The organism is Longimicrobium sp. (assembly GCA_036389135.1).
In the GTDB taxonomy this organism is placed as follows: domain Bacteria; phylum Gemmatimonadota; class Gemmatimonadetes; order Longimicrobiales; family Longimicrobiaceae; genus Longimicrobium.
This window is the reverse complement of sequence record DASVQP010000087.1, coordinates 34620-58668: the sequence shown is the minus strand read 5'-3', so window position 1 is coordinate 58668 and position 24049 is coordinate 34620. Positions and strand designations below refer to the sequence as shown.

17 protein-coding genes are annotated in these 24049 nt (G+C 69.1%); 10 read left to right on the top strand and 7 right to left on the bottom strand.

From position 1 onward, the window contains the following. Positions 1–498 precede the first annotated feature (498 nt). Positions 499–861, bottom strand: a complete 363-nt coding sequence (locus VF584_20080; GenBank protein HEX8212486.1) for a hypothetical protein — start codon at positions 859–861, stop codon at positions 499–501. 284 nt (positions 862–1145) lie between these two features. On the opposite strand from VF584_20080, the gene VF584_20075 reads away from it, so the two are divergent. The 6 genes from VF584_20075 (at position 1146) to VF584_20050 (ending at position 8579) form a co-directional block, all read left to right on the top strand. Continuing rightward, positions 1146–2204, top strand: a complete 1059-nt coding sequence (locus tag VF584_20075) for a hypothetical protein (GenBank protein HEX8212485.1) — start codon at positions 1146–1148, stop codon at positions 2202–2204. After that, the gene (locus VF584_20070; GenBank protein ID HEX8212484.1) at positions 2098–3390 is read left to right on the top strand and encodes a peptidoglycan DD-metalloendopeptidase family protein; all 1293 of its coding nucleotides are present in this window, start codon (positions 2098–2100) and stop codon (positions 3388–3390) included. Before VF584_20075 ends, VF584_20070 begins: the two co-directional genes overlap by 107 nt. Before the next feature lie 362 nt (positions 3391–3752). Next, positions 3753–4925, top strand: coding sequence for a serine hydrolase domain-containing protein (locus tag VF584_20065; protein HEX8212483.1), 1173 nt, complete (start codon positions 3753–3755; stop codon positions 4923–4925). A gap of 56 nt (positions 4926–4981) precedes the next feature. Then, positions 4982–6214, top strand: coding sequence for an acetylxylan esterase (locus tag VF584_20060; GenBank protein ID HEX8212482.1), 1233 nt, complete (start codon positions 4982–4984; stop codon positions 6212–6214). Positions 6215–6339: 125 nt separating this feature from the next. Beyond that, positions 6340–7461, top strand: a complete 1122-nt coding sequence (locus VF584_20055) for a serine hydrolase domain-containing protein (GenBank protein ID HEX8212481.1) — start codon at positions 6340–6342, stop codon at positions 7459–7461. A gap of 428 nt (positions 7462–7889) precedes the next feature. Beyond that, positions 7890–8579 carry an alpha/beta fold hydrolase gene (locus VF584_20050; protein HEX8212480.1) on the top strand — a complete coding sequence of 230 codons (690 nt, stop codon included), beginning with the start codon at positions 7890–7892 and terminating at the stop codon, positions 8577–8579. 47 nt (positions 8580–8626) lie between these two features. On the opposite strand, the gene VF584_20045 is transcribed toward VF584_20050, so the two are convergent. Then, positions 8627–9394 (bottom strand): GntR family transcriptional regulator, encoded by a 768-nt coding sequence (locus tag VF584_20045; protein HEX8212479.1) that lies wholly within the window; start codon positions 9392–9394, stop codon positions 8627–8629. A gap of 582 nt (positions 9395–9976) precedes the next feature. Here VF584_20045 and VF584_20040 point away from each other — a divergent pair. Beyond that, positions 9977–11176 carry a hypothetical protein gene (locus tag VF584_20040; protein ID HEX8212478.1) on the top strand — a complete coding sequence of 400 codons (1200 nt, stop codon included), beginning with the start codon at positions 9977–9979 and terminating at the stop codon, positions 11174–11176. Between the two features lie 137 nt (positions 11177–11313). On the opposite strand, the gene VF584_20035 is transcribed toward VF584_20040, so the two are convergent. The 3 genes from VF584_20035 to VF584_20025 form a co-directional block, all read right to left on the bottom strand. Then, entirely contained in the window at positions 11314–14034 is a 2721-nt protein-coding gene (locus VF584_20035) for an ABC transporter permease (protein HEX8212477.1), read from the bottom strand. A 37-nt stretch (positions 14035–14071) separates the two neighbouring features. Further along, on the bottom strand, positions 14072–14407 hold the full coding sequence (locus tag VF584_20030; GenBank protein ID HEX8212476.1) for a PadR family transcriptional regulator: 336 nt from the start codon (positions 14405–14407) through the stop codon (positions 14072–14074). Positions 14408–14561: 154 nt separating this feature from the next. Continuing rightward, complete coding sequence (locus VF584_20025; protein ID HEX8212475.1) at positions 14562–16910, bottom strand: ribonuclease H-like domain-containing protein; 2349 nt, start codon at positions 16908–16910, stop codon at positions 14562–14564. A 282-nt stretch (positions 16911–17192) separates the two neighbouring features. On the opposite strand from VF584_20025, the gene bla reads away from it, so the two are divergent. The 3 genes from bla (at position 17193) to VF584_20010 (ending at position 21471) form a co-directional block, all read left to right on the top strand. Beyond that, a complete protein-coding gene (bla, locus tag VF584_20020; protein ID HEX8212474.1) occupies positions 17193–18071 on the top strand; it encodes a subclass B3 metallo-beta-lactamase in 879 nt (292 codons plus the stop codon). 21 nt (positions 18072–18092) lie between these two features. Beyond that, a complete protein-coding gene (locus VF584_20015; GenBank protein HEX8212473.1) occupies positions 18093–18902 on the top strand; it encodes an oxygenase MpaB family protein in 810 nt (269 codons plus the stop codon). A 175-nt stretch (positions 18903–19077) separates the two neighbouring features. Then, complete coding sequence (locus VF584_20010; protein ID HEX8212472.1) at positions 19078–21471, top strand: excinuclease ABC subunit UvrA; 2394 nt, start codon at positions 19078–19080, stop codon at positions 21469–21471. 81 nt (positions 21472–21552) lie between these two features. On the opposite strand, the gene VF584_20005 is transcribed toward VF584_20010, so the two are convergent. Further along, on the bottom strand, positions 21553–22743 hold the full coding sequence (locus VF584_20005) for a hypothetical protein (GenBank protein HEX8212471.1): 1191 nt from the start codon (positions 22741–22743) through the stop codon (positions 21553–21555). Next, positions 22740–23363: a hypothetical protein gene (locus VF584_20000; protein ID HEX8212470.1), complete on the bottom strand. Its 624-nt coding sequence runs from the start codon at positions 23361–23363 to the stop codon at positions 22740–22742. The genes VF584_20005 and VF584_20000 overlap by 4 nt, the downstream gene beginning before the upstream one ends. Positions 23364–24049 lie beyond the last annotated feature (686 nt).

Below are 24049 nucleotides of genomic sequence, written 5' to 3'. Positions count from 1 at the left end.
TGCTGCGAAGTCAAGGCGGAGTAGAAATCCATGTACAACATGTTTTCGGTGAATCCAACGATTTTGGATACGAAAGTCCAGCAATGGCGCCAATTCCGTCTCTCGCGTGTAGCTTTCACTGTCGAACGCCTACTGTGTGAGCCCATCTGTTCTCGTTGTTTCTCTTCTGCGTCTCTGCGCTTAGGCGCGGGCCGGCGACGGTGCGGGCTCATCACCCGCACCCCATCGCGCGCTGCGTCGCCTCTCCATCACCACCGTCTCGTTCGCCTCCCCCTCCGTGATGTAATAAACGGGTCTGTCCAGACATCTACATCTTATGCCGGGGACGACGTCTCCCCCTGCACTCACCGGCTCGAACCGGCCCCGGGTACACCCGTGGCGTGATGAATACGACTTCTGTAGGCGTCGAAATCGCGGCAACGTCTTCGACGTCGGGCGGTTCCAGCTGGTCAACATTCCGGGCTGCTGACGCAGCGGCGGCTACGTGGTGGCCGAGATTTACGTCACATGGTAGCCGCGGGATGTAAAGAATTCGACCTGGCCTGGGCGTTCCAATGCAGGGGCGCCGCCGTCCACCACCAGCGCCACGACCCGAAGGCCGCTCATGCGCCGTGCCCCGCTGCTCCCCGCGCTCTTCGTCGCGCTGATCGCCGCCTGCGATGGCGCACCCGTAGAACCGGCGGGGCCGGTCCACGTGACCTCCGTCGACACGCCCCGTCCCGGGCAGCTCGCGAACGTCCGCGGCTCTGGCCTCACCCGCCTGCTCTCGCTCCTGCTCGACGGCGTGGAAGCGACGGAGCTCGTCGCCAGGTCCGACAGCGTCGCCGAGCTCCGGGTGCGCGCGGTTAATGTGTCGGCCATTGGATCGGCGCCGGTCGGCGCCGTCGTATACTTGCCGCCGAGCGTCTCGCTTCGCCGGGCCGGGTCACGCGTACTCACGGAAGACGACCCGCGCTGCCTGCGCCTGCCGGCAACCGACGAGGACCACGTGCTGAGCGCCGCCAACCTGGCGATCCCGACGGCGGAGGTGGTTTCCCCGCGGATGCTGGTCTCCGTCCGCCTCCTGGGCGCTCGCATCGTCCGGCGCACGGGGACCGCTGGCACCATCCTCCGCGCAGGGTGCCGGCACGCCGCTGGAGCGCGCGATGCCCGGATTGGCCGCGCTGGCGGGCAACTACTCGCAAGCGCCGGCGCCCTTCGACCCGCGCTATGCGACGGCGGCCGCCGGGGACACGCTGCGCTTCGCCGATCGGTTCTCCGGGCAGCCGGGGATCTGCCATAAGCTGGCGGAGTCGGTGCCCAGCCCCCAGGCGAAGGTCGTCGCCGTCTCGGGCCGCGTCGCCGTCGATCTGCGGCACCCGTTGGCCGCGGCGTACCTCGACCCGGTGAAGGCCGGCTGGCTGCGCGATGCTGCGGCGACGCCGGACCGGCTGCTGCTGCCGACCATGCGCTCGCTCTTCGCAGACGACTTCCAGCCTTCCGCGGGCGGCGGCGGGCGCTTCTACGTGCTGCTCGGCTCGCACCAGTTCGGCACCGGCTTCGCCTGCGACGGGCCGCTGCCGACCGTGAACGTCGCCAGCCAGGCGAGCTGCCCGCGTGCGTCCGAGATGGTGGTCAGCCTCCACAGCGCCGAGCGGTTCGCAATGCCGCAGAACCAGAATGTGAGCTACGCGGCGGGGATGTTCCTTCACGAGTACGCCCACAACGCCTGCCAGCCGCCGCGACCGCACGGCCAGCATCCTGAGCGAGCGGGCTGGCCACGCTCGCTGATGGAGACGATCAGCCGCATCGGCTCGGGGAGACGGGCCACGCGGGATCTCGCTGGAGCTCGTGTCGATGGCGCCGGCGGCGCGCATCGTCCGGCTGACCCGGCTGCGCTGAGCGGCTGCCCCGGCGGCTACCGGCGGCGCAGCGTGGTCGAATTGACAGAGGCAGGAGTTGCGCGGCGGCTGGAGAAAATCATTCACCAGGCAGGATCGTATGAAGAAGCTTCCGATCATACCGGTTCTGGCGGCTGTGCTGTTTGCCGCCGCATGCGACGGCGATCCGTCCGGCGCGCCGGTGCCTGTCGGCAGCATCACCCTGCAACCCGCGCCATTGCTTCTCGTAGCCGGGAGCACCGGCCAGCTCACGGCGATCTTTCGCGACGCGAGCGGCGCCGTGCTCACCGGCCGCGAGGTCTCCTGGTCCACCAGCGCGCCTAACATCGCCACCGTGAACCAGGGGTCGATATCAGCGATGACGCCGGGCGTGGCCACCGTCAGCGCGACGAGTGACGGGATCACGGCACGGGTGGAGGTCACCGTCACGCTGCCCGTGGCCACGGAGCTGTTCACGCGCCCATTCTCGGGAAACTTCCCCGTGAGCAGCCCTTTCGATCACGACGTGCCGCTGCAGTTCCAGACGCAGTACAACAACGGGATACTGCGGGCGTTCTGGGGCGAGGACGTGAGCGGAATCGACGGGCACAACGGCTACGACTGGGCCCTGCCCACAGGTACGCCGCTGCGCGCCGTGGCGCCGGGTCAGGTGCTGTTCGCCGGCAGCGAGACTCCCTTCTTCTGCCCGCTGCTCAACTCCACCGTCGCGGGGCTGTGGGTGCAGCTCGAGCACCTGCTGCCCAGTGGCGAAACGGTCCGCACGCAATACGGCCACTTCAGCCAGCTGAGCGTCTCGAGTGGCCAGATGGTGACGGCGGGGCAGGTGATCGGGCAGTCTGGGAATACGGGGTGCAGCACCGCGCCCCACCTGCACTTCACGACGCTGCGCAAGCGTGCGAGTGGAGCCTGGAGCGCCACGGACCCGTACGGATGGACCGCTCCGTTCACCGATCCGTGGAGCACGCACTCGCTTGGCGTGCCGAGTCAGGAGCTGTGGGGCGCAGGGAGCCGCGTCCAGCTCTATCGCGAGATCGGGTTGCCCCCGTTCAATGGGAATGGAGAGCAGTGGCCCGTCGGGATCGCACGCATCCGCTTCATGGGTGAGAACGATGCGTCGAATCCGAACAACGAGTTCGTCGAGATCGTCTCCGACGCGCGCTACGCAGGGTCGTCGCACGACGTGAGCGGCTACCGGCTCCGCAACAACGCGGGAGACGAGTTCAGCTTTCCGGCAGGCTTCCGCATCGAGGCGGGGAGGAACGTGCGCATCTTCAGCGGCTCTGGCGTCGGCACGCCGACCGAGCTGTACTGGGGTCGCGCCGCGCCCGCCTGGGGCAACCGCGGTGACTGCGTGCGCGTTCTGTACCCGGGCGGCACGCGGTGGACCTGGCGGTATGGCAACTCGAACGGCTGCCCCGAGCCCTTCGACGGCACCCTGGCACGCGCGGTCGGCTCGGCACCGGCGCCGATGCCGCTGGACTGGTCGCCGCGTGGCGCCCCGCAGCACTAGTCGCCCCGGGCGAAGGGCGGATCGGGCGGTTTCCGGCTGATCGGCTTTCCGCGCTGCTCCCGACGCGCGCCGCCGTGTTGATGAAACGCGCAGGAGCGTTGATGACTCGGTTGTTCGCCGCTGCACTCCACCCACCAAACACACGGGGATCCATGCGTGAACGTGTATCCTTTTGCCTGCGTCGTCCCGTGAGACGCGCGCGCGGCGGCTCCGGCAGATCGATTACCATCACGGCCGCAAGGATCGCCTGCCTCGCGGGTCTGCTTTCCTGCAGCGATGAGCCGACTGCGCCGCCCGTCACTCCTCCGGTTACGCCTCCCGCGGAACAGGAGATCCCGATCAGCGGCGCCGCGGTGCCGGGAATGGGATCCTACGATCAGGCGATCGCCGGTTTCATGCGGAAGTACGCCATTCCCGGGGGCGCGGTCGCCGTGCTGCGCGACGGCAAGCTGATCTATGCGCGAGGCTTTGGCTACGCGGATGTCGCGGCCAAGACGCCGGTGCAGCCCGACGCGCTCTTCCGGATCGCCAGCGTGTCCAAGCCGATCACCAGCGCCGCCGTCATGACGCTGGTGGAAGAAGGCAAGCTCAAGCTCGACGATCGCGTGGCGCCACTCATCGCGCACCTCACCCCTGCGCCGGGAGCGACGGTCGATCCGCGGTGGGAGCAGATCACCATTCGGCATCTGCTCAACCACACCGGGGGCTGGGATCGCGCCAAACCGAATGGCGGATTCGATCCCATGGATCGGCCGGGGATCGCCGCGGCCGCGGTCAACGCGCCGGCTCCCGCTTCCGGTGAAACGATCATCCGCTACATGAAGGGAATGCCGCTCGACTTCAATCCGGGCGAAAGGTACGTCTACTCGAATTTCGGCTACGCCATTCTCGGCCGCGTGATCGAGCGTTTGAGCGGCATGCGGTACGAGGATTACGTGCGCGCACGCGTGCTGCTGCCGGTGGGCGCCAATCGCACGCGGTCGGGCAAGACGCGCATGGGCCACGCGCTCGCAGGCGAGGTGAAGTACTATCTGCCGGGGGAACCCGGGCTGGGCATGACCGCGCCGATGGTGCCGTCCGTGTTCCCGGGCGAAGGCACGGCGCCCATTCCGTACGGCGGCTTCCACATCGAATCGTTCGATGCAAGCGGCGCCTGGGTCTCGTCGACCGTCGATCTCCTGCGATTCCTTGCCGGCGTCGACGGCCGCGCCAATCGCCCGGACATCCTCAGCGCCGCAATCGTCTCGGAGATGACCAGCAGTGGCCCCACGGTCTGTGCCAGTGGCGCGTGCTACTACGCATTCGGATGGCTGGTTCGCCCAGCCCAGGGCGACGCCACCTGGTCGCACGGGGGAGCGCTGCCCGGCACCACGAGCATTCTCGTGCGCTCGTACCACAACTTCTCGTGGGTCGCGCTGTTCAACGCCCGCTCCTGGACGCCCAACTTCGACAACGAGCTCAACGCCGCGCTATGGGATGCGCTCGCGGGCGCCACATCGTTTCCGGCGCACGACCTGTTTTCGACCTTCCCGTGACGTGAGCCGCGGAGCCGTCTGAGAGCGCAGCGTACCAGCCACTTTGGAGAGTGTGGATGAAACCGGCAAAGGCAATCGTCGCCGTGACGCTGGCGGCAGCGGCGTTCCTGGCGTGCGGCGATAACCCGGTCGAACAGGCCGGCGATCCGCAGCTCACGCTTTCCCCGGACAGCGTGGTCGTGGGCGTATACGAATCGTCCGCGCTGAACGCCACGGTGCGCAACGCCGGCGGGGCGATCCAGTACGTCTCTCGCGATCAGAGTGTGGCTACCGTGAACGCCAGCGGCGCCATCAGCGCCGTGGCGGCAGGGTCCACTTACGTCGTCGCCGCGCTCCTGGACCGCCCGGAGGTGCGTGACTCCGTCCGGGTTCGCGTGCACGCCGACTCGTGTACGGGCGCACGCCCCGACTTCGGCGGGATGGCCACCGCGGAAGACCGAAAGCTGTTCAGCTACGACGTCGATGCACCGCTGAATCTGCAGAAGACGGCCGAATCCACGATCAATGGCGTGGAGGTCAGCAACATTTCCTTCAGCAGTCCGGACGGCGGTCTGGTGAGCGGAAAGATGTGGGACCCGGTCACGCGCGCGGGTCTCCGCCCCGGCATGGTGCTGATGCACGGGCTGCCCGGCGATGCGAGCTCCGTTACGTTCCAGGCGCAGAGCTACGCACAATACGGTGCGGTAGTAATCGCGATCGATGCGCCCTGGAATCGCCGCGCGACACCGCCCTACCTGACGATAACCGAGCAGGATCGGACCGAGCAGATCCAGGTGATCAAGGACCTGCAACGCGCCGTGGACGTGCTGCGCTCACGTCCCAATGTAGACGATGACCGCATCGCCTTCGTGGGCTTCAGCTGGGGCGGCGCGACGGGTGCGCTGTTCGCCGGCATCGAACGGCGCCTCAAAACGGCGGCGCTCGTGGTGGGGCACGGCGGCCAGGTCTCGCACGCCACCGGCCCCGAAGGCTTCAAGCTCATCTCCGGTTTCCCGTGTGCCAGACGCGTCGCCTGGATTCGAGCGATGGCACCCATAGAGCCGATCCGGTTCGTCGGGCACGCCAACGTCCCGTTGCTGCTGCAGAACGGGACGGCGGACCCCTTCATACCCGCTGCCGACGCGGCGGAGCTGCACGCAGCCGCGCCGCAGCCCAAAACGGTTCGCTGGTATACGGCGGGACACAACCTCAGCCAACAAGCCTTGTACGACAGGCATGATTGGCTGGTGGAAACGATTGGTATCGACCCCAGACAGCCCGCACCCACGGCTAGCAAAGCGGTTCGATGAAGCATCACACAGAGACACAGAGGGAACGGAAAGGCCACAGGAGGTTCCTTCTGCTTTTCTCTCGGTTGCCTCTGTGGCTCTGCGTGAGGCCATCTGTTCACTTTTTCTTCGACACGGAGGACGCGATGCGGATCGTTGCTGCCCTTGCCCTGCTGGCCTGCGCCGCGTGCGGCGCCGGCGAGCCCAACGTACTCGGACCGGACACCGCCCAGGCGTCGCCCGACTCGGCCTTCGTTGCCGCGCTCCGCGCGCACCTCGAGACCGTCACGCAGGCGGGCCAGTTTTCCGGCGCCGTGCTCGTCGCCCGCAACGGACAAACGGTGTTCGAGGGCGCCTACGGCCTCGCCGACCGGGAGCGGAACATCCCGAACACGCCGCTCACGCAGTTCCGCGCCGGGTCTATGTACAAGATGCTGACCGCGGTCTCCGCGATGCAGCTCGTGCAGGCCGGAAAGCTGCGCCTGGACGTGCCGCTGGGCACCTACCTCACGGACTACCCGAACGCGGACGTGGCGTCCAAGGTCACGCTGCACCACCTGCTCACCCACACCGGCGGCACGGGCGACATCTTCGGGCCGCAGTTCGTGGCGAACCGCACCCAGCTTCGCAACACGTCGGACTACCTCCAGCTTTACGGCACGCGCGGCCTGCAGTTCGAGCCGGGGGCGCAGCACGTGTACAGCAACTACGGCTTCATGCTTCTCGGCGCCGTCGTCGAGCGGGTGGGCGGAATGGGCTACGACGACTACGTCGCCTCACGCGTGCTCGCGCCGGCGGGGATGACGGCCACCGGCACGGCACCGGAGGACTCGCTCGTGCCGGGGCGGTCGGTCGGCTACATGCGGCAGGGGGGGGCGTCCGGCCCGCTCGTGTCGAACGCGCCGACGCTGCCCTACCGCGGCACGCCCGCGGGGGGCGGGTACTCCACCGTGGGGGACTTCGCGCGCTTCGCCGTCGCGGTTCGCGAGCGCCGGCTCCTGGACTCGGCGCACACGGCGCAGCTCCTTGCCGGCAAGGTTCCGGTCAACCCGACGATTCAGTACGCCTATGGGTTCATGGACCGCATGGTGGGCGGCCGGCGGTTCGTGGGGCACGGCGGGGGCGCGCCGGGGATGAACGGGGACCTCGTGTTCGAGCCGAACGGCGGGTACGTGGTCGTCGTTCTGTCGAACTTCGACCCGCCGGCCGCGACACAAGTGGTGGGCTTCATCCTCAACCGCCTTCCGGCCACGCCCGCCGGGGGCTGACGAGGCGCAGAGAGAACTGCAACTGCATGGCTCACACAGAGCCACAGAGGAACAGAGAGAACCGCAAAAGTTTTTTCTGAAGCTTTCAGTTCCTTCTGTGGCCCCCGTGTGATGCTTTTCTCCGTTGTTCTCTCACTGCTTCGATGACCCTCTCTGGAGAGTGCTCATGAAACCGGTGATCGCGATGCTCGCTTTGTTCGTTTCCGCATGCACGGGGTCCTCGGCCACGGAGCCGGGCCCCACCGCCGATTCCTGTGCGGTCGCACGTCCTGACTTCGGAGGCGTGGCGACCGCCGCGGAGCGGGACCTGTTCGCGTACGACGCCAACGCGCCACTGAACCTGCAAAAGGCGGTCGAATCCACGAACAGGGGCGTGGAGGTCAGCACCATCTCCTGGCAGTCCGGACGGCGGATCGGCGACCGGATTGATGTTCGATCCGGTGAATCGCTCGGGTCTGCGCCCCGGCATCGTGCTCATGCACGGCATGCCCGGGACTGCGCGCGGCATGGCGAACACCGCGCAGATGCTCGCGGAGCACGGTGCGGTGGTGATCGCGATCGATGCGCCGTTTGCCCGCCGCGCCGGACAGCCCGTCCGGTTCAGCACCGCGGATCGGGCCGAGCAGATCCAGCTGATCAAGGATCTGCAACGCGCCGTCGACGTGTTGCGCGCGCGGCCCAACGTCGACGATGATCGCATCGCCTACGTGGGCATCAGCTACGGCGGCGCGATGGGTGCGCTGTTCGCCGGCATCGAACGGCGCCTCAAAGCCGCGGTACTCGTGGTGGGAGACGGCGGTCTCGTCTCGCACTTCACCGGTCCGGAAGATTCCAACTTCATGGCCAGCCTGCCCTGCGCGACACGCGCCGACTGGTTCCGGGAGATGGTACCCATCGAGCCGATCCGGTTCATTCCGCACGCATCCACCGCGCTGCTGCTGCAAAACGGACGAACGGACACCCTGGTGCCCCCGGCCGATGCGGAGGCGTTGCACACCGCCGTGCCGGAGCCCAGGACGATCCGCTGGTACGACGCGGGACACGGACTCAATCTACAGGCCGCGCAGGATCGGCATGATTGGCTGCACGCGCAGATTGGTCTCGATGCCCGGCAGTAGCCCTGTCGCTGTGTACGTCTGATGGCGTGGAGATCGGGCGGCGCCGCTCAGCCGGTTAGGCCGCGGGCCGAGGCGGGTGTGTGGTGCTGCGCCGACGAGAATCCGCTCAGGAACCCGGCTTCGCCCACCCGTTCTACGATCTTCGCGAGCCGGTCGGCGCCATTGAACCAGTTGGTACGCACCGCACGCTCCGCGACCTCCGCGTGCCCCGACTCGATCGCCGCAACGATCGCGTCGTGCTCCTCGAAGGTTTCCTCGAAGCCCTCCGAGCCGTGGAGCGGACCGTAGAAGTACTCGTACCGATCGAGGTGCGAACGCAGCCCGTCCAGCAGCAGGCAGAGGCGCGGCCCGGCGAGCCTGGCCCTCAGCAGCCCGTGAAACGCGTGGTGCAGCTCGAACAGCCGGTCCCAGTCAGGTGTGCGTTTCGTAGCCTCGCGCCGGAATGCCGCCTGCGCCTTCGCCAGCTCCGCCGCAAGCGCAAGCCGCTCGTCCGCATCGCAATCCTTCACGTTGCGGACGATGACGCCCTCCAGCGCGCCCGCCGCGGTGCCCAGCTCGCGCGCCTCGCCGGCCGTCATCGGCGCCACGGCGAGGCGCACCTTGGCGCCGTCGCTCGCCCCCGTCGGCACGAGCAGCCGCTCCTGTTGCAGGCGCCGCAGCGCTTCGCGGGCGGGCGTGCGGCTGACCCCCAGCTCCTTTGCGACGTCCGCCTCAGTGACTCGCGTACCCGGCAGGATCCGGCCGCACACGATAAGGGCGCGGACCTCGTCGTAGATCGCGAGCGAGACGGTCGCGGGAGCGTCGGTGCGGGGCATTCGGCTCGGGGAGGGGGGTGAGAGGTTGCCGGAAATTATCGGCGCCGAACGCCGCCCGCCATACCGGTGCAGTGACGGCGTCGGCGTCCTGAACGGCGCGTCACACAGAGCCACAGAGGGAAACGGAAAGAACGGAAGGAGCTCCGTGTGAGGCCATCCGTTCTCGTCCTGATGTACCAGGTGCGCGAAGTAAGCGGTGGGGTGGAAATATTGCCAGACGGTATGTATCTTGTTGTGGTGCCTGCACTAAAGTCGTCCTGGATACTGTGGCGCGCCGCGTCCCGGGGAGCTTCATCCATGGGCGGCCTCCATTCTTCCGACACGCGTGTAATGTCTTTGGGAACCAGACCGCGGCGTCAGTGCGCCGCGGCGCTTCTGTTGGCGGCGACTGCCGCATGCTCCGGGGATTCCACCGGGACGCCGGAGCCGGGCCAGCCCGGAGTCAACATCATATCGGGTGCGGCGCTGACGGACACGATCCTCGCCGTTCCGGCGTCGCCCCTGCGCGTGCGTGTGCGCGGAGCGGACGGCAAAGCACGTCCCGGGCTCGAGGTTCGGTTCCGCGGCGGATTAGACCTGGGGATGACCCTGGTAGACGGCGCAGGGCGGATGCTGGGGTTCGGGGTGGATACCACCGATGCGCAGGGCTACGCATCGGCCCTGGTGCGGTTTGGAACGCGCGCGGGTCCGGCGCACGTGATCGTAACCGTGCCCGCGCTGAGCGCCGAGGACACCGCGTCCTACACGGTGCTGCCCGGTGCTCCGGCCATCGTGTCCGTGGGGCCGGCCGACAGCGTGGTGTACGTGGGCGGCAGCTACCGTCTTCGGGCGGCCGTGACCGACCAGTCGTTGAACCCGCTCAACATGCAGCCGGTGTTCACCGCGCTTTCGGGCGCGGTAGCCGTGCGCGATGGCATCGTCAGCGGGGAACAGTTCGGCCGCGCGCGGGTGGTGGCCCGTTCTGGAACGCTCACCGACACGGTGGATGTGAGCGTGGTGCCGCGGGGAGTGCTCGCCGTGCGTACGTACAACGGCATCAACGGCACCGCGACGGACGTGGCGACCTTTCAGCTCGACGGGTCGCAGATGCGCGCGATCGCTCCCGGGCTCAACCGAACCGGGCGGCCGGCGCAGGGTGTGGCGTGGTCGCCCAACGGCGCGGAGGTGCTCCTCTCGCAAGCCACGGGTCTCACGCTGGTCGATCCCGCGGGCGCCGGATCGCGCATGGTCCTGGGGCAAGTGACTCGCGGTGCCCGTTTCTCCCGCGACGGGCAGTGGATCTACTTCAGCAACATGACCATCCTCTTCCGCGTGCGGCCGGACGGTTCGGGGCTGGAGCGGGTCAACCCGGCCCACGACACTCCTTACAACGCCACCTACAACTACGCGCCTTCTCCTTCGCCGGATGGACGGTACCTCGCCTACGTCGCGAACCCGAACTATACGGATGGTGAGACCTTTGTCCGGATCCTGGACCTGGCGACGCTCACGCGGGTGGGGTTTTCGCTGTCGGGGTCCAGCATCGGGTGGTCGCCGGCTGGTGACCTGGTCTACCACGACCGCAACGAGGTGCTGCGCCTCATTCGCCCGGACGGCACGCTGATCCGTGACCTGGGCGCATACGGCGGGCGCGTCGCGTGGTTCGACTGGAGCCCGGACGGGCGGTGGCTTCTGGTCGCGGCGGAGTGGGGCCCGCCGGTGATCCTGATCGACGTCACGACGGGGATGCGGCTGCCGCTCGCGTGGACGTCATCGATGAGCGAATCCGCCTGGCGCCCGTGAAGCGCCGACCGAGACACGCGGGGGCAGGTGAGGAAAGAAGGAGGGAGCCCCGCACCGGGGCTCCCTCCTCTTCGTTGGTCTTTCGGTTTTCCTCTGTGGCTCTGTGTGAGGCCCGTTGTTGTCGTTGTTACCTCTCCTCAGTCCGCTCGCAGCGCCTCGCTGGGCTGCACGCGGAGCGCGCGGCGGGTGGGCACCACGCAGGCGAGCATGCAGATGGCCAGCATGACCAGCGCGTTGGCCACGAGCAGCGCGATGTTCCCCAGCGTGAGGGCCGCGTCGGGGTCCCTCGGCGCGCCGTCGGGGCGGTGGCCGACCGCGACGTACGCCGCGGCCGTCACCAGGATGAACCCGATCATGATCCCGGCACCCACCTGCGTGAGCGGCTTGCGGAAGATGGCGGCGACGACGCGGGCGCGCGGGGCGCCCAGCGCCACGCGCACGCCGATCTCGCGGGTCCGCCGCGCCACGGTGAACGACAGCACCGCGTAGATGCCGGCGAGCGAGAGCAGGAGCACCACACCCGTCAGCAGGAGCGTGATCTTGAACCACATGCCGAGGAGCCAGAGCATCGCGCTGGTGACTTGGTCCAGGGGCTGGAGCTCCGTAAGCCGCAGCATGGGATCCACCTCGGCCGCGATCTCGCGGATGCGCGGGGCCAGCGACATCGGGTCGCCCGGCACGTGGACGATCATGTTGAGCGGGAGATCGCCGCCCGGTGCGGCCGGCAGGTACACCCCCGCCGCGCGCTCTTCGTCCAACGCGGAGGTCATCCCGAGATCCCTTACGACGCCGACGATCTCGTACCAGGGGGCAGAGGGGTCCGGGGTCTGCTCGCCGCGCTTAAGGAAGCGCACGTGCCGGCCGACCGGGCTGCGCCCCTGCAGCATGCGGTCGACGAACCCCTGGTCCACGATCACCACGTGCGCGTCCAGTCCGAGATCGGCGGCGCCGAAGCCGCGGCCGGCCAGGACCGGCGCCTTCAGCACGTCGAAGTACGAGGGATCGATGGACGCGGTGCGCACCAGAGGATTGGCCAGCGGCGGGCCGGCCGCCGCCGCGGGGCCGGAGGGGGCGTCCAGCTCGATCCGCCGCCCCCTGTGGTGGTCGAGCGGCACGACGTCCACAAAGGTGGCCCCCGCGACACCGGGCTCCGACTCCAGGCGCCGGCGCAGCGTCTCCACCGTCGCCGCGAAGCGGGCCATCCGCGCGGCCGAGTCCGCGCCCATCTCGGTGTCGAGCTGCACCCTCAGGTACTCCTGCGACGCGAACCCCGCGTCGAGCGAGCGCACCCGCACCGCCTCGCGCTGCACCGTGAAGGTGACCGCGGGGAAGGCGACCGTGAGGGCGACCTGCATGACGATCACCGCCGTCCACACCCCTCCAAACCGCACCCCGCCGCCACCGCCCGTGCCCTGCTTGAGGCTCGAGCCCAGGCCGCGGGTGATCTTGCGCGCGGGCACCATGCCGGCGATGGCGGCGCCGAGCAGGGTGAGCACGCAGGCGTAGAGCACGGCGGCGGGCGACAGGTTCACGTCGAACCAGAAGGGGAGCGCCCCCAGGTTGCGCTCCAGGAACTCGATGCCCCAATCGCGGAGCGCGAGCTGCGCCAGGGCCAGCCCCACCACGGCCGCCACGGCCCCCAGCACGAGCGCCTCGGCCACGAGCTGCGCCACGATGCGGCCGCGGCTGGCGCCCAGCGCGCTGCGCACCACCAGCTCGGACTCGCGCCCGGCCGCGCGCGCAAAGAGCAGCAGCGCCACGTTGGAGCAGATGACGACCAGGAGCATGATGGCGAACACGTTGAACGAGCCCATGAGGGCCATGTCCGCCTGCGACACGGGGAACGGGTCCGTGTATCCCGTGAGGTGCGGCTGCAGGTGGCGGTGCGTGTCTGGCCACTCGGCGGCGGCGCGGCGGCCCATGGCGGCCAGCTCCGTTCTCGCCTGCTGCATGGTGACGCCCGGCGCCAGGCGGCCGAAGACCTCGATGCCCGGCCCCTCGCGCGGTGCCGGGACGATGGCGTCCGGCTTGAACGGCGTCCACAGCTCGTGCGATACGGGAAACCCGAATCCTTTCGGCATCACGCCGACCACCGTCGCCTGCGTGTCGCCGAGCCGCACGGTGCGCCCCACGACGCCCGCGTCGCCCGCGAAGCGCGTCCGCCACACCTCGTAGCCCAGCACGGCCACCGGCGGCGCACCCGTCCGCTCGTCTCCCGGCACCAGGGCGCGGCCCAGGAGCGGCGGCGCGGGGGCGATGCGGAACGCCGAAGCGCTGATCTCCGCCGCGCGCAGCGGGCGGTCCGCGTCTCCGCCGGCAATCAGGTTGAGCGAGACGTCGCGGTAGGCGCCGAGATCGGTCACCGAGCGCAGGCCGCCGCGCCATGCGAGGAAGTCGCTCAGGGCACGCGGCTCCTCCTCGTTCGCCGAGGCGTCCCAGGTCCGGATGCGCACGATCCGCTCGGCGTCGGGAAGGGGGAGCGCCGGGTTCAGGAACTGGCCCACCAGCACAAAGGTGACGGAGCCGGCCCAGATTGCGAACGCCATCGCCAGCCCGCCGACTACCGTGAGCCCGGGATACTTCACCAGCATCCTGAAGCCGAGCTTGAAGTCGAGCGACAGCCCGCTGAGCCACGCCAGCCCCCGCCCGTCGCGCAGCGCCTCCTTGTGCCCCTCCACCCCACCGAACGCGATCAGCGCCCGCCGCCGCGCCTCCACCGGCTCCAGCCCCTCCTCGCGGACGAGCCGCTCCGTCTCCATCTCGATGTGGAAGCCGATCTCCTCGTCCATCCGCTCCTCGGCCGCGCGCCCGCCGAAGAGCAGGCCGAGGCGCGCGCGGATTCCGTCGATCCATCTCATTGGGGTGCTCCGGAGGTGGCGTTTGCGGGGGCGTCGGTCAGGAGGTGCGGAGGACGGCTTCGAGGCCGGCGGCGAACTTCCGCCAGCTCTCCAGCTCCGTGCCGAGCGCGTTGCTGCCGGCGGCGGTGAGGCGGTAGTAGCGGGCGCGGCGGTTGTTCTCCGTCACGCCCCACTCGCTCGTGATGAAGCCGTCCTTTTCCAGCCGCTGCAGCGCCGGGTAGAGCGACCCCTGGTTCACCTCGAGCACTCCCTGTGTGATCTGCTGCACGCGCTGGCTGATCCCCCACCCGTGCATCGGCGCCAGGGAGAGCGTCTTGAGGACGAGCAGGTCGAGCGAGCCCCTGAGGGCGTCGATGTGCGGGCGTGGGTTCACGGTCGGCTCGGCGGGTGGGTTCCTATAGGCGTCTACAGTAAAGTGAGGGATGTTCCTGTCGGTGTCAACAGAAACGATTCCGGCGTATGCGGGCGGCTCGAAACCGCGCGTCACACAGAGCCGCGGAGGGAAACGGAGAGAAAGGAAGGAGGGGTTAGACGGTCGCGCCTGTCGCGGAGAGGACGGGGCGCATTTCGGCGGCGGAGGGGGCGAAGAGGGAGAGCTGGTCCGGGCCCGCGAAGAGGGTGGAGAAGTCCTCGGGAGTGAGGGCGCGGGCGAGGCGGGCGGCGAAGTGGGTGCGGAGCACGCGCGCGTAATGCTCCGCATCGTAGTCGCGCGGCGCGGCCCGCGCGGCTTCGTCCTGCGGCAGCACGGCGGCGCCGCCGTTCTGGGTGCGGTACACGTCCACGCGCTCGCCCACGCGCCACGAGGTGCGGCCGCTGGCGAGGAGCGCCTCGTACGCCAGCTCGCGGCGGCTGGAGCGCGTGGCGGCGTACGCGTCGGGCGACTTCGTCAGCCGGATGCGCGACGCGACGTGGGCGGCGGGGAGCTCGCGGCGGCGCAGGGCGCGCACCGTGGCGAGGTACGCCTCGCGCACGCCGGCCAGGTCGCCCGCGAAGAGGCGTTCGAGGGCGCGGCGCAGAAAGGCTTCCCCGAACGCCTCCGAGCGGCTGCTGCGGAAGGCGACGCCGCGGAGCGTCAGTGTGCCGTCGTAGCCCAGCAGCGCGTAGTTCTTGGGCTCGTGCGAGAGCATCGCCGCGTAGCGCCCCTCGAACTCCAGCTGCACGAGCGGCGGGAGGAGCGCCCCCACCTCCGCCACCACGCGCCGCTCGTCCGCCTCGCTCCACCCCTCGGGGACGGCGAAGTACACGCCGTCCGTGTCCGCCTCCAGCAGCGTGACTCCGCGCGCGGCCAGCTCGCGGCACATCAGCGCCAGAGTGTCGCGGCCGCGTCGCGTCACCTCGTTGGCGGCGTGCACGTCGGCGAAGCGCGTCAGGCCGGGGGCCGCCAGGTAGCCGTACGCGGAGTTGACGACCACCTTCATCGCCGCCGAGACCGCCTCGTGCGTGTGCCGCTCCGCCGAGTTGGGGGGCGCCGCCCGGGCGCTGGTCTTGGCGGCCAGGCGGTGCTCCACCAGCCGGTCCACCAGCGCCAGCAGCGCGCCCAGATGGTCATGCTCCGGGCCGATGCGGTAGGCGCGCATCAGCGACGGGTACAGGCTGGCCACGTCCGCCTTGACCACACGCCACGCGACGCCGGTGGCGAAGAGGTGCAGCGCCGCCCCCCGGTGTGGGGTGTGGTCGCCCGGCCGGTGCGCCGGGAGCGCCGCGCCCGCGCGCAGGTAGGCCCGCACCAGGAGCGGGTCGATCACCCCCGTGGCCGGTCCCGCGTCGGCCAGGCGCTCGTAGCGGCGCGGTGCCATGCGCGCCAGCGCGAACGCCGCGCCCCCCAGCAGCCGCGCCAGCGCCGCGACCTCCTCCACGTCGTCGGACGCGTACCGCCGCACGCGCTCCGGGTGGCGGCGGTAGACGGCGTACACCTGGCTCCCGGGCACGTACTCCCGCTCCGGCGCCGCCACCCCGAAGTGCCGCGCGACCGCTTTGAGGCCGTGCCCCGGCAGCTCGCGCGCCGAGAAGTCGTAGCGGATCACCGCGTCCATCGTGTCGATCAGCTCGCGCCCGGGTGCCAGCAGCCGCACGCGCCGCCCCTCGTCGCCGCGCACGGTGCCGCGGCGGGCGGCGCGCTCGCGCAGGCCCACGCCCGCCAGGCGCCCCAGCGGGAGCGGCACGCCCAGCCTGCGCGCGCGCTCGGCCAGGAAGGGGAGGTCGAAGCCGTGCAGGTTGTGGTTCTCGATCACGTCCGGGTCGGCCGCGCGCACCGTCGCCACCAGCCGCCGGATCAGCTCCGCCTCGGCCGCGTCGCCGCTGCCATCCGCCTCCAGCACGTGCGTCTCGCCCGCCGGATCGCGCACGGCGACCATGAAGATGCGGTCGCGCGTGGCATCCAGCCCCGTCGTCTCCAGGTCGAACTGCAGCCGGTGCAGGTCGTCGAAGGCGAGGCCGCGGAAGTACGTGCGCCCGGTGGCCACCAGGTACTGCTCTTCTGGCGGCAGCGCGAGCACATGGTCCGCGCCCAGCGCTCGCAGGTGGTCAACCGGTCGGTTGAGGCGGCGGGAGGCTCCGTGCAGCACCGCCCTGGCCAGCTCCGCGCCGCTCCGTGCGGAGACCAGGAAGCGCAGCTCGCCCGGCCCCTCCAGCGCGCGGTACCAGACGCGCGCGTCCGGCGTGCCCTCGGGCCCGAGCCGCGGGCCGAGGTGTCGCAGGTCGTCCAATCCGTCGAGCAGGATCCAGGGCCGGAACCGCTCCTCCTCCTGCACCAGCGCGCCCGTTTCCTTGAGCCGCCGCCAGACGAACGCGCGCCCGTTCGCATCCGCCCACACGGAGACGATGCCGGGTGTGGTATCCCAGCCCCACAGCCATTCGTCTTCGCGGGTGGTGCTCATGCCGTTTCTCACGAATCCGCGGGCATCGGAGGAAAAGGTCTCACGCGAAGGCGCAAAGGCGCAAAGAAAGAGGTTCCGTGTCTTTCCTTCGCGTCTTTGCGCCTTTGCGTGACATTCTTGTTCCTTCTGGTGCGGGATGCGTGAATGTTGAAGGTAAGGCGCTGGCGGAAGTTGCGGGAGCGGCGCGGGCAGGACACCAGGCCGCGCTGTTGACGTACTTTGTATTGTAGAGTACTTTGATTGTGAGCTGTAGCCAATTCCCCATGAGCCGGAGCGCGACTGTTGCGCCACCCTGACAAGCGCTGGCTGGTGATCCTGTTCGGAGTCGTCTCCGTCCTGGTCGTGTTCCTCGTCACGAACTGGAAGGAGAGCTCGGATCGTGGCGGGCAGAAGTACGCCAAGCCGTTCCGCATCGCCGGCAACTTCTACTACGTCGGGGCGAACGACATCGCGGCGTTTCTGATCGCGGGGCCGGAGGGGCACGTAGTGATCGACGGCGGCTATCCCGGGACAGCGACGATGATCGCGGCGAGCATCAAGGAGCTCGGCTTCGACATCAAGGACGTAAAGGTGCTGCTGAACTCGGAGCCGCACGGCGATCACGCGGGCGGGCTCGCGGAGCTGCAGCGGATGTCCGGCGCCGAGCTGTGGGCCAGCGATGCCAGCGCGGAAGTCATCGAATCCGGCGGCGACGACCGGGCCCTGTTCCTGCCGCTGCGAGCGCTCATGTGGAGCGGCCTGATCGGTTATCCGGCCGCGCGCGTCGACCACCGCTTCAACGACGGCGATACGATCCGCGTGGGCTCGCTCGCGCTCACGGCGCACATCACGGGCGGGCACACACGCGGCTGCACCTCCTGGTCGTTCTCCGTGCGCGACGGCGGGCGCGTGCTGAACGTGGTGAGCGCGTGCAGCCTCAAGGTGCTGGGCGGAATGCGGTACCCGGAGCAGCGGGCGGACCTGGAGCGCAGCTTCCGCGTGCTGCGCGGCCTCCCCGCGGACGTCTGGGTGACGTCGCACGGGAGGCTGTGGGGGAGGTACCGCAAGTTCGCCGCGCGCGACACGGCAATGGACCCGGCGGCGCCGTTCATCGACCCCGCGGGCTACCGCGCCTACATCGACTCCGCCCAGGCGCAGGTCCGCCGGGGCGTCGTGCACTGAGCAGCATCAACCGGGGGCAACGTGGCTGATTTCGTGGATCGAGGTTCCATCGTGCGGCGGATCTGGGGAGATGGAGACATGGTGCTCCTCGCCTTCGCCGGCTCCGCGGCCGAGTTCGCGCTCAACCGCGCGATCGACTGGCTGTTCTTTACCGGGAAGCTGCCGAGCGATCCCATCAACCGGCTCTTTTCCACGGCCGGCTACGCGCAGGGGATCGTCTTCGCGGACGCGCTGACCGCGGCGCGCACCCTGGACCGAATCGTGGCCGTTCACCAGGCGGTGGAGCACGAGCGTGGCGAATCCATCCCCGATTGGGCGCACCGCGACGTGCTCTACATGCTCATCGACTACTCCGAGCGGGCGCACGAGCTGCTCGCGCGGCCCCTGACCGCGGACGAGCGGGAGGAGCTCTTCGACGTGTTCCGCCGGGTGGGCATCGGCCTCCAGATTCCCGATCTACCGGCGACGTACGCGGATTGGAGAGCCGATCGCGACCTCCACCTGCGCCGCGATCTGGTCAGGGGCGATGGCACCGATGCGCTGTACGCGCAGTACCGGAAGCACCTCGGCCCCTGGCGGTACCATCTCCTGCTGCGGGTGCAGGCGATCCTGGCTCCGGCGCACGTGCGTGGCCTGCTGCGGCTGAAGCCCGCCGAGTGGCTGCGCCCCCTGATCCGCTTCTATCCCCTCCTGGTGCGCGCCGGCCTGCGCTCGTTCGTCCAGCGGCTGCTTATGCCGCCCGCATACCTTCCGGCCATCCGGGCGCTGGACCACGTCCCGGCGAGCCGTCCCGAGTTGCGCACTCTGAAGCCGATCCACGCCTCCAGCTGACGGCGGTGCCCCTCGCTTGACGCTCTCCCGCGCCATCCATACTCTTTCAAGCAATGAGAACGGATGGCCTCACACAGAGCCACAGAGTAAACCGAAAGAACAACGTGAGGGGTTCTCTGTGCCCTCGCCTTTCGCTCTGTGTCTCTGTGTGAGGCTTTTTTTGCTCGGAGATACGATGAGCGACGCCATGCAGCCGCACGCCGCCGACCGCCACGACCTGATCCGCGTGCACGGCGCGCGCGTGAACAACCTCAAGGACGTCAGCGTCCAGCTGCCGAAGCGCCGGCTGACGGTGTTCACCGGCGTCTCGGGCTCCGGCAAGAGCTCGCTGGTGTTCGGGACGATCGCCGCGGAGTCGCAGCGGATGATCAACGAGACGTACAGCGCCTTCGTGCAGGGCTTCATGCCCACCCTGGCGCGGCCGGACGCCGACGTGCTCGACGGTCTGACGACGGCCATCATCATCGACCAGGAGCGGATGGGGGCCAACGCCCGCTCCACGGTGGGCACCGCCACCGATGCGAACGCGATGCTGCGCATCCTCTTCAGCCGCCTGGGGCAGCCGCACATCGGCTCGCCGCAGGCGTTCTCGTTCAACGTCGCCTCCATCAGCGGAACGGGCGCGGTGACGCTCGAGCGCGGCGGAGAGACGGTCAAGGAGCGCCGCAGCTTCAGCATCACCGGCGGGATGTGCCCGCGCTGCGAGGGGCGCGGTGCGGTCAACGACATCGACCTGACGGCGCTGTACGACGACAGCAAGTCGCTCAGCGGGGGCGCGCTCACCATCCCGGGCTTCAGCATGGAAGGGTGGTACGGGCGCATCTTCACCGGCTGCGGCTTCTTCGATCCCGACAAGCCGATCCGCGACTTCAACAAGAAGGAGCTGCACGCGCTCCTCCACAAGGAGCCCACCAGGATCAAGGTCGACGGCATCAACCTCACCTACGAGGGGCTGATCCCCAAGATCCAGAAGTCGATGCTCTCCAAGGACATCGACTCGCTGCAGCCGCACCTCCGCGCCTTCGTGGAGCGGGCCGTCACCTTCACCACCTGCCCGGGCTGCGGCGGCACTCGGCTCAGCGAGGCGGCGCGCTCTTCGAAGATCAGGGGGATCAGCATCGCCGACGCGTGCGCGATGCAGATCAGCGACCTGGCCGAGTGGGTGCGCGGGCTGGACGAGCCGTCCGTGGCGCCGCTGCTCGCCACGCTGCAGCAGACGCTCGATTCGTTCGTGGAGATCGGGCTGGGCTACCTCTCGCTGGACCGGCCGTCGGGCACGCTGTCGGGCGGCGAGGGGCAGCGCGTCAAGATGATCCGCCACCTGGGGTCATCGCTCACCGACGTCACCTACGTCTTCGACGAGCCCACCACCGGCCTGCACCCCCACGACGTGCGGCGGATGAACGACCTGCTGCTGCGGCTGCGCGACAAGGGGAACACGGTGCTCGTGGTGGAGCACGAGCCGGAGACGATCGCCATCGCCGACCACGTCGTGGATCTCGGCCCCCGCGCGGGGTCGGCCGGCGGCGAGGTGGTGTTCGAGGGGTCCGTCGAGGGGCTGCGGGCGAGCGGCACCCTCACCGGCCGCCATCTGGACGACCGGACGTCGCTCAAGGAGAAGGTCCGCACCCCCACCGGCAAGCTGCAGATCCGCGGCGCCACCCGTCACAACCTGCGGGGCGTGGACGTCGACGTCCCGCTCGGGGTGCTCTGCGTGGTCACGGGCGTGGCGGGCTCGGGAAAGAGCTCGCTGATCCACGGCTCCATCCCCGCATCGGCCGGGGTGGTGTCGGTCGATCAGACGCCCATCCGCGGCTCGCGGCGCAGCAACCCGGCCACGTACACGGACCTGCTGGAGCCGATCCGAAAGGCGTTCGCAAAGGAGAACGGGGTGAAGCCGGCGCTCTTCAGCCCGAACTCCGAGGGCGCCTGCCCTACCTGCAACGGCGCCGGCGTCATCTACACCGACCTGGCGATGATGGCCGGCGTCGCCACGGTGTGCGAGGAGTGCGAAGGGAAGCGGTTCCAGGCCGCGGTGCTCGAGTACAGGCTCGGCGGCAAGGACATCAGCCAGGTGCTCGCCATGTCCGTGGCCGAGGCGCGGGAGTTCTTTGGCGCCGGCCCGGCGAAGACCCCGGCCGCCCACGCGATCCTCTCCCGCATGGAGGACGTGGGGCTCGGCTACCTCTCGCTCGGCCAGCCGCTCACCACCCTCTCCGGCGGCGAGCGGCAGCGGCTCAAGCTCGCCACCCACATGGGCGGCAAGGGCGGCATCTACGTGCTCGACGAGCCCACCACCGGCCTCCACCTCGCCGACGTCGAGCACCTCCTCGCCCTCCTCGACCGCCTGGTGGACGCCGGCAAGTCCGTCATCGTCATCGAGCACCACCAGGCCGTGATGGCCCACGCCGACTGGATCATCGACCTGGGCCCCGGCGCCGGCCACGATGGCGGCCGCATCGTCTTCGAAGGCACCCCCGCCGACCTCGTCGCCGCGCGGTCCACGCTGACCGGCGAGCACCTGGCGGCGTACGTGGGCAGCCCTGCGGAGGTGGCCCCGTCTCGCTGAATGCGCCTGCGCTCCCCACCCAAAGAGTATTTGCCGCAGTACGCTAAAGAAGGGTCGTGTAGCTCGCGAGTAACCCGCGGCTTACGGCCAGTGCGGCGGCCCGTTGAAGAGGTTGTGGGGCATGAGCATGAACCCCGTCCACATCACCGGGGTCACGCCGGTGAACGTGTTGTCGGTAGGCGTGTCCGGATCGCCCTCGCTGGCCATTCCGTCCTCGTCGCGGGGATGATGATGCACCGAGCCCATGTACCAGAGGATCACGTCGGCATCATTCACCGGCTGCGCGTTGGCATAGCAGGGGAGGTCCCACAGGATCTCCGGCACCCCGCCGCAGTTGGAGGCGCTGGCGTGGTTATACAGCGTTACCCAGAGGTTCTGGTGCGTAAAAGGCTCCTGGTGCTTCGCCGTTCCCGTGCGCAACGGGACGAGCACGTATCCCGTGGAGTGGGAGCGGGCATTCTGGCGCACGCCGTCCTCGACGAGCATACCCGTGAACGCGGACGCCTGCCACGTGAACCCCGCCTCGTGAGTGACGGTCTGCTCCAGGTCTGTCGCGGTGAGCCCCCCCGTCTCCGAGTGCGTCTTGAGCGCGGCGCGGTCATGGTCACTGCCAGCCACGTCCACATCCAGGCGCCAGAGCACGTTGTGCATGTGTGCCACCCACGGGTAGGTGGGCGAATTGATACCCGTAGCGCCGGCGCGCCCCACGAGGACGCCGTCCTCCCGAAAGCTCCACTCCATGATCATCTTGTAGTTTCCCATGTCGTAGAGGCCCCACAGCACCAACTCGCTGCCGCGCCGAACCCCGGTCGCATCACGCCACGCCACACCGGTGGAACGGATTTCCTCGCATACCCGCGGACTCGTTTCGTTGGGGAACGTGCGCAGCGTGCCGCCCTCGCTGGCGGGGCAGTCGGCCGCCGTGAGCGGGAGCAGATAACCCCACTGCAGGTCGTGAAAGCGAAAGGTGGGGTCGCCGTTGTGATAGGGAACGAACACGTCGGCGAACCGTCCTTCCCACAGGACCGTCACGGGGGTCGCGTTTGCCGAGGGCTGGAAAATGGCGCCGGTGATCCCCAGCCCCTGTACGCCCAGGTCACTGAAGCAGACGGACCAATGCGTCTGCTGGCCCCCCCCGCTGGTAACGGTCTGCGAGGCGAAGCTGGAGTTGGAGCACATCACCGGGCGGGGCTGCGCCGCGGGGGGCAAGACCTTGCAGCTCGCGAAGAGCAGCGGCGCCGCGATTGCCAGGGTGCACAGCGCGCGTTTCACTGGACACCGTCCCGGAAGGCGACCGTGGAGGTCTCCAGGTTTACGAGCGCGTAGGAACGCAGGTAGGTGCGGTCGCGCCGGAATAGCACGGCCACGCACCGATTTCGGAAGCAGGGTTGGCCAAGATCGCCGCCTCCCACCGGACGGTACTCGAGCACCCATCCCGCGGCGTCCGCGCCGAGCCGCCGGCGGCCTTCCTCGCTGGCCCGCACCAGTGCTCCGGCCCGCTCCACCTCACGTGGCGCGAACGGCACCCGGATCGACCCGCCGACGGAGTCCGCCGTGAGCTGGCGAACGTCCTCGACACGGCCCGCGCGTGTGTCCACACGCACCCATACGCCGACGTGCGGCCCCTCCAGCGTACTCAACACCAGGTCCGCGCTACGGCCCATTCCGTTCACATGAGCCGTCAGCGGTCGGCCGTCATCGGGAGGCTTGGGGACGAAGAGCTGAATGGTGGCGATGTCCGCGGGCCGGCCGCCGAGCAGGCGATGGACGCCCGAATCACTGCGCGCGATCCGCTCGGCCGCGGCGCGCTCGGCGGGGGTGAGTGGATCAAACGGGCGTGTCGGCGCCTGGCCGTGGAGCGAAGCGCTGGACAGCACCAGCAGCCATGCCATGACGAAGAGCGGTCCGCCGTGAGCGCGCGCCCGGTTCCCAGGTGTGCCCGGAGGCACGGGATGGGTCGACCGACCTCGGGGGAATGGACGTACGGCGAATAGTGACGGTGTGCGCATGATGGATCCTCCGGGAATAGTCCAACCGGGGCGGAGAAGGAGGGCGCCAAGGGGATTACGATGATGCGCCCGCGCTCGCACGACGCCAGGCACGTGCCGCAGATACTGCGCCCGTACCATGGCGGCAAATGCGGGAGACGACAGAGTTTACGTGGTGTGCTCTCCGGCATCGCATCATCGGAGTGGGACACTATTGGGACGAAAAATAAAATCGTGTCCCTACCCGCCACTGCCTGTGGGGTTGGTCGCCAGGGGCAGCGAGGTGGTACGCCGGCGGACCCTGGCGTTCCCTCCCGACTCCTACATCAGCGAGTTCGACATGCTCCAAAACGACGCGGCTACGCCTGCAACGAATAACCCAGGTGGGCGTACGAGGGTCGACCTGCTCCTTCCGGCGAGCACCTGGAGGGCTACGTCGCGGGTGATCGTTAGTGGGCCCAACGACCTAAGGGCCGATCTCGACTCGGGAAATCGCTAGAGGAAAATACCGCCGCTTCCCATCGGCTTGAAGTTTGCCGCAGAAGGAGCGGGCGGGCTGCGAGTAGCTTTTCGCCTCCACAACCCTTTCC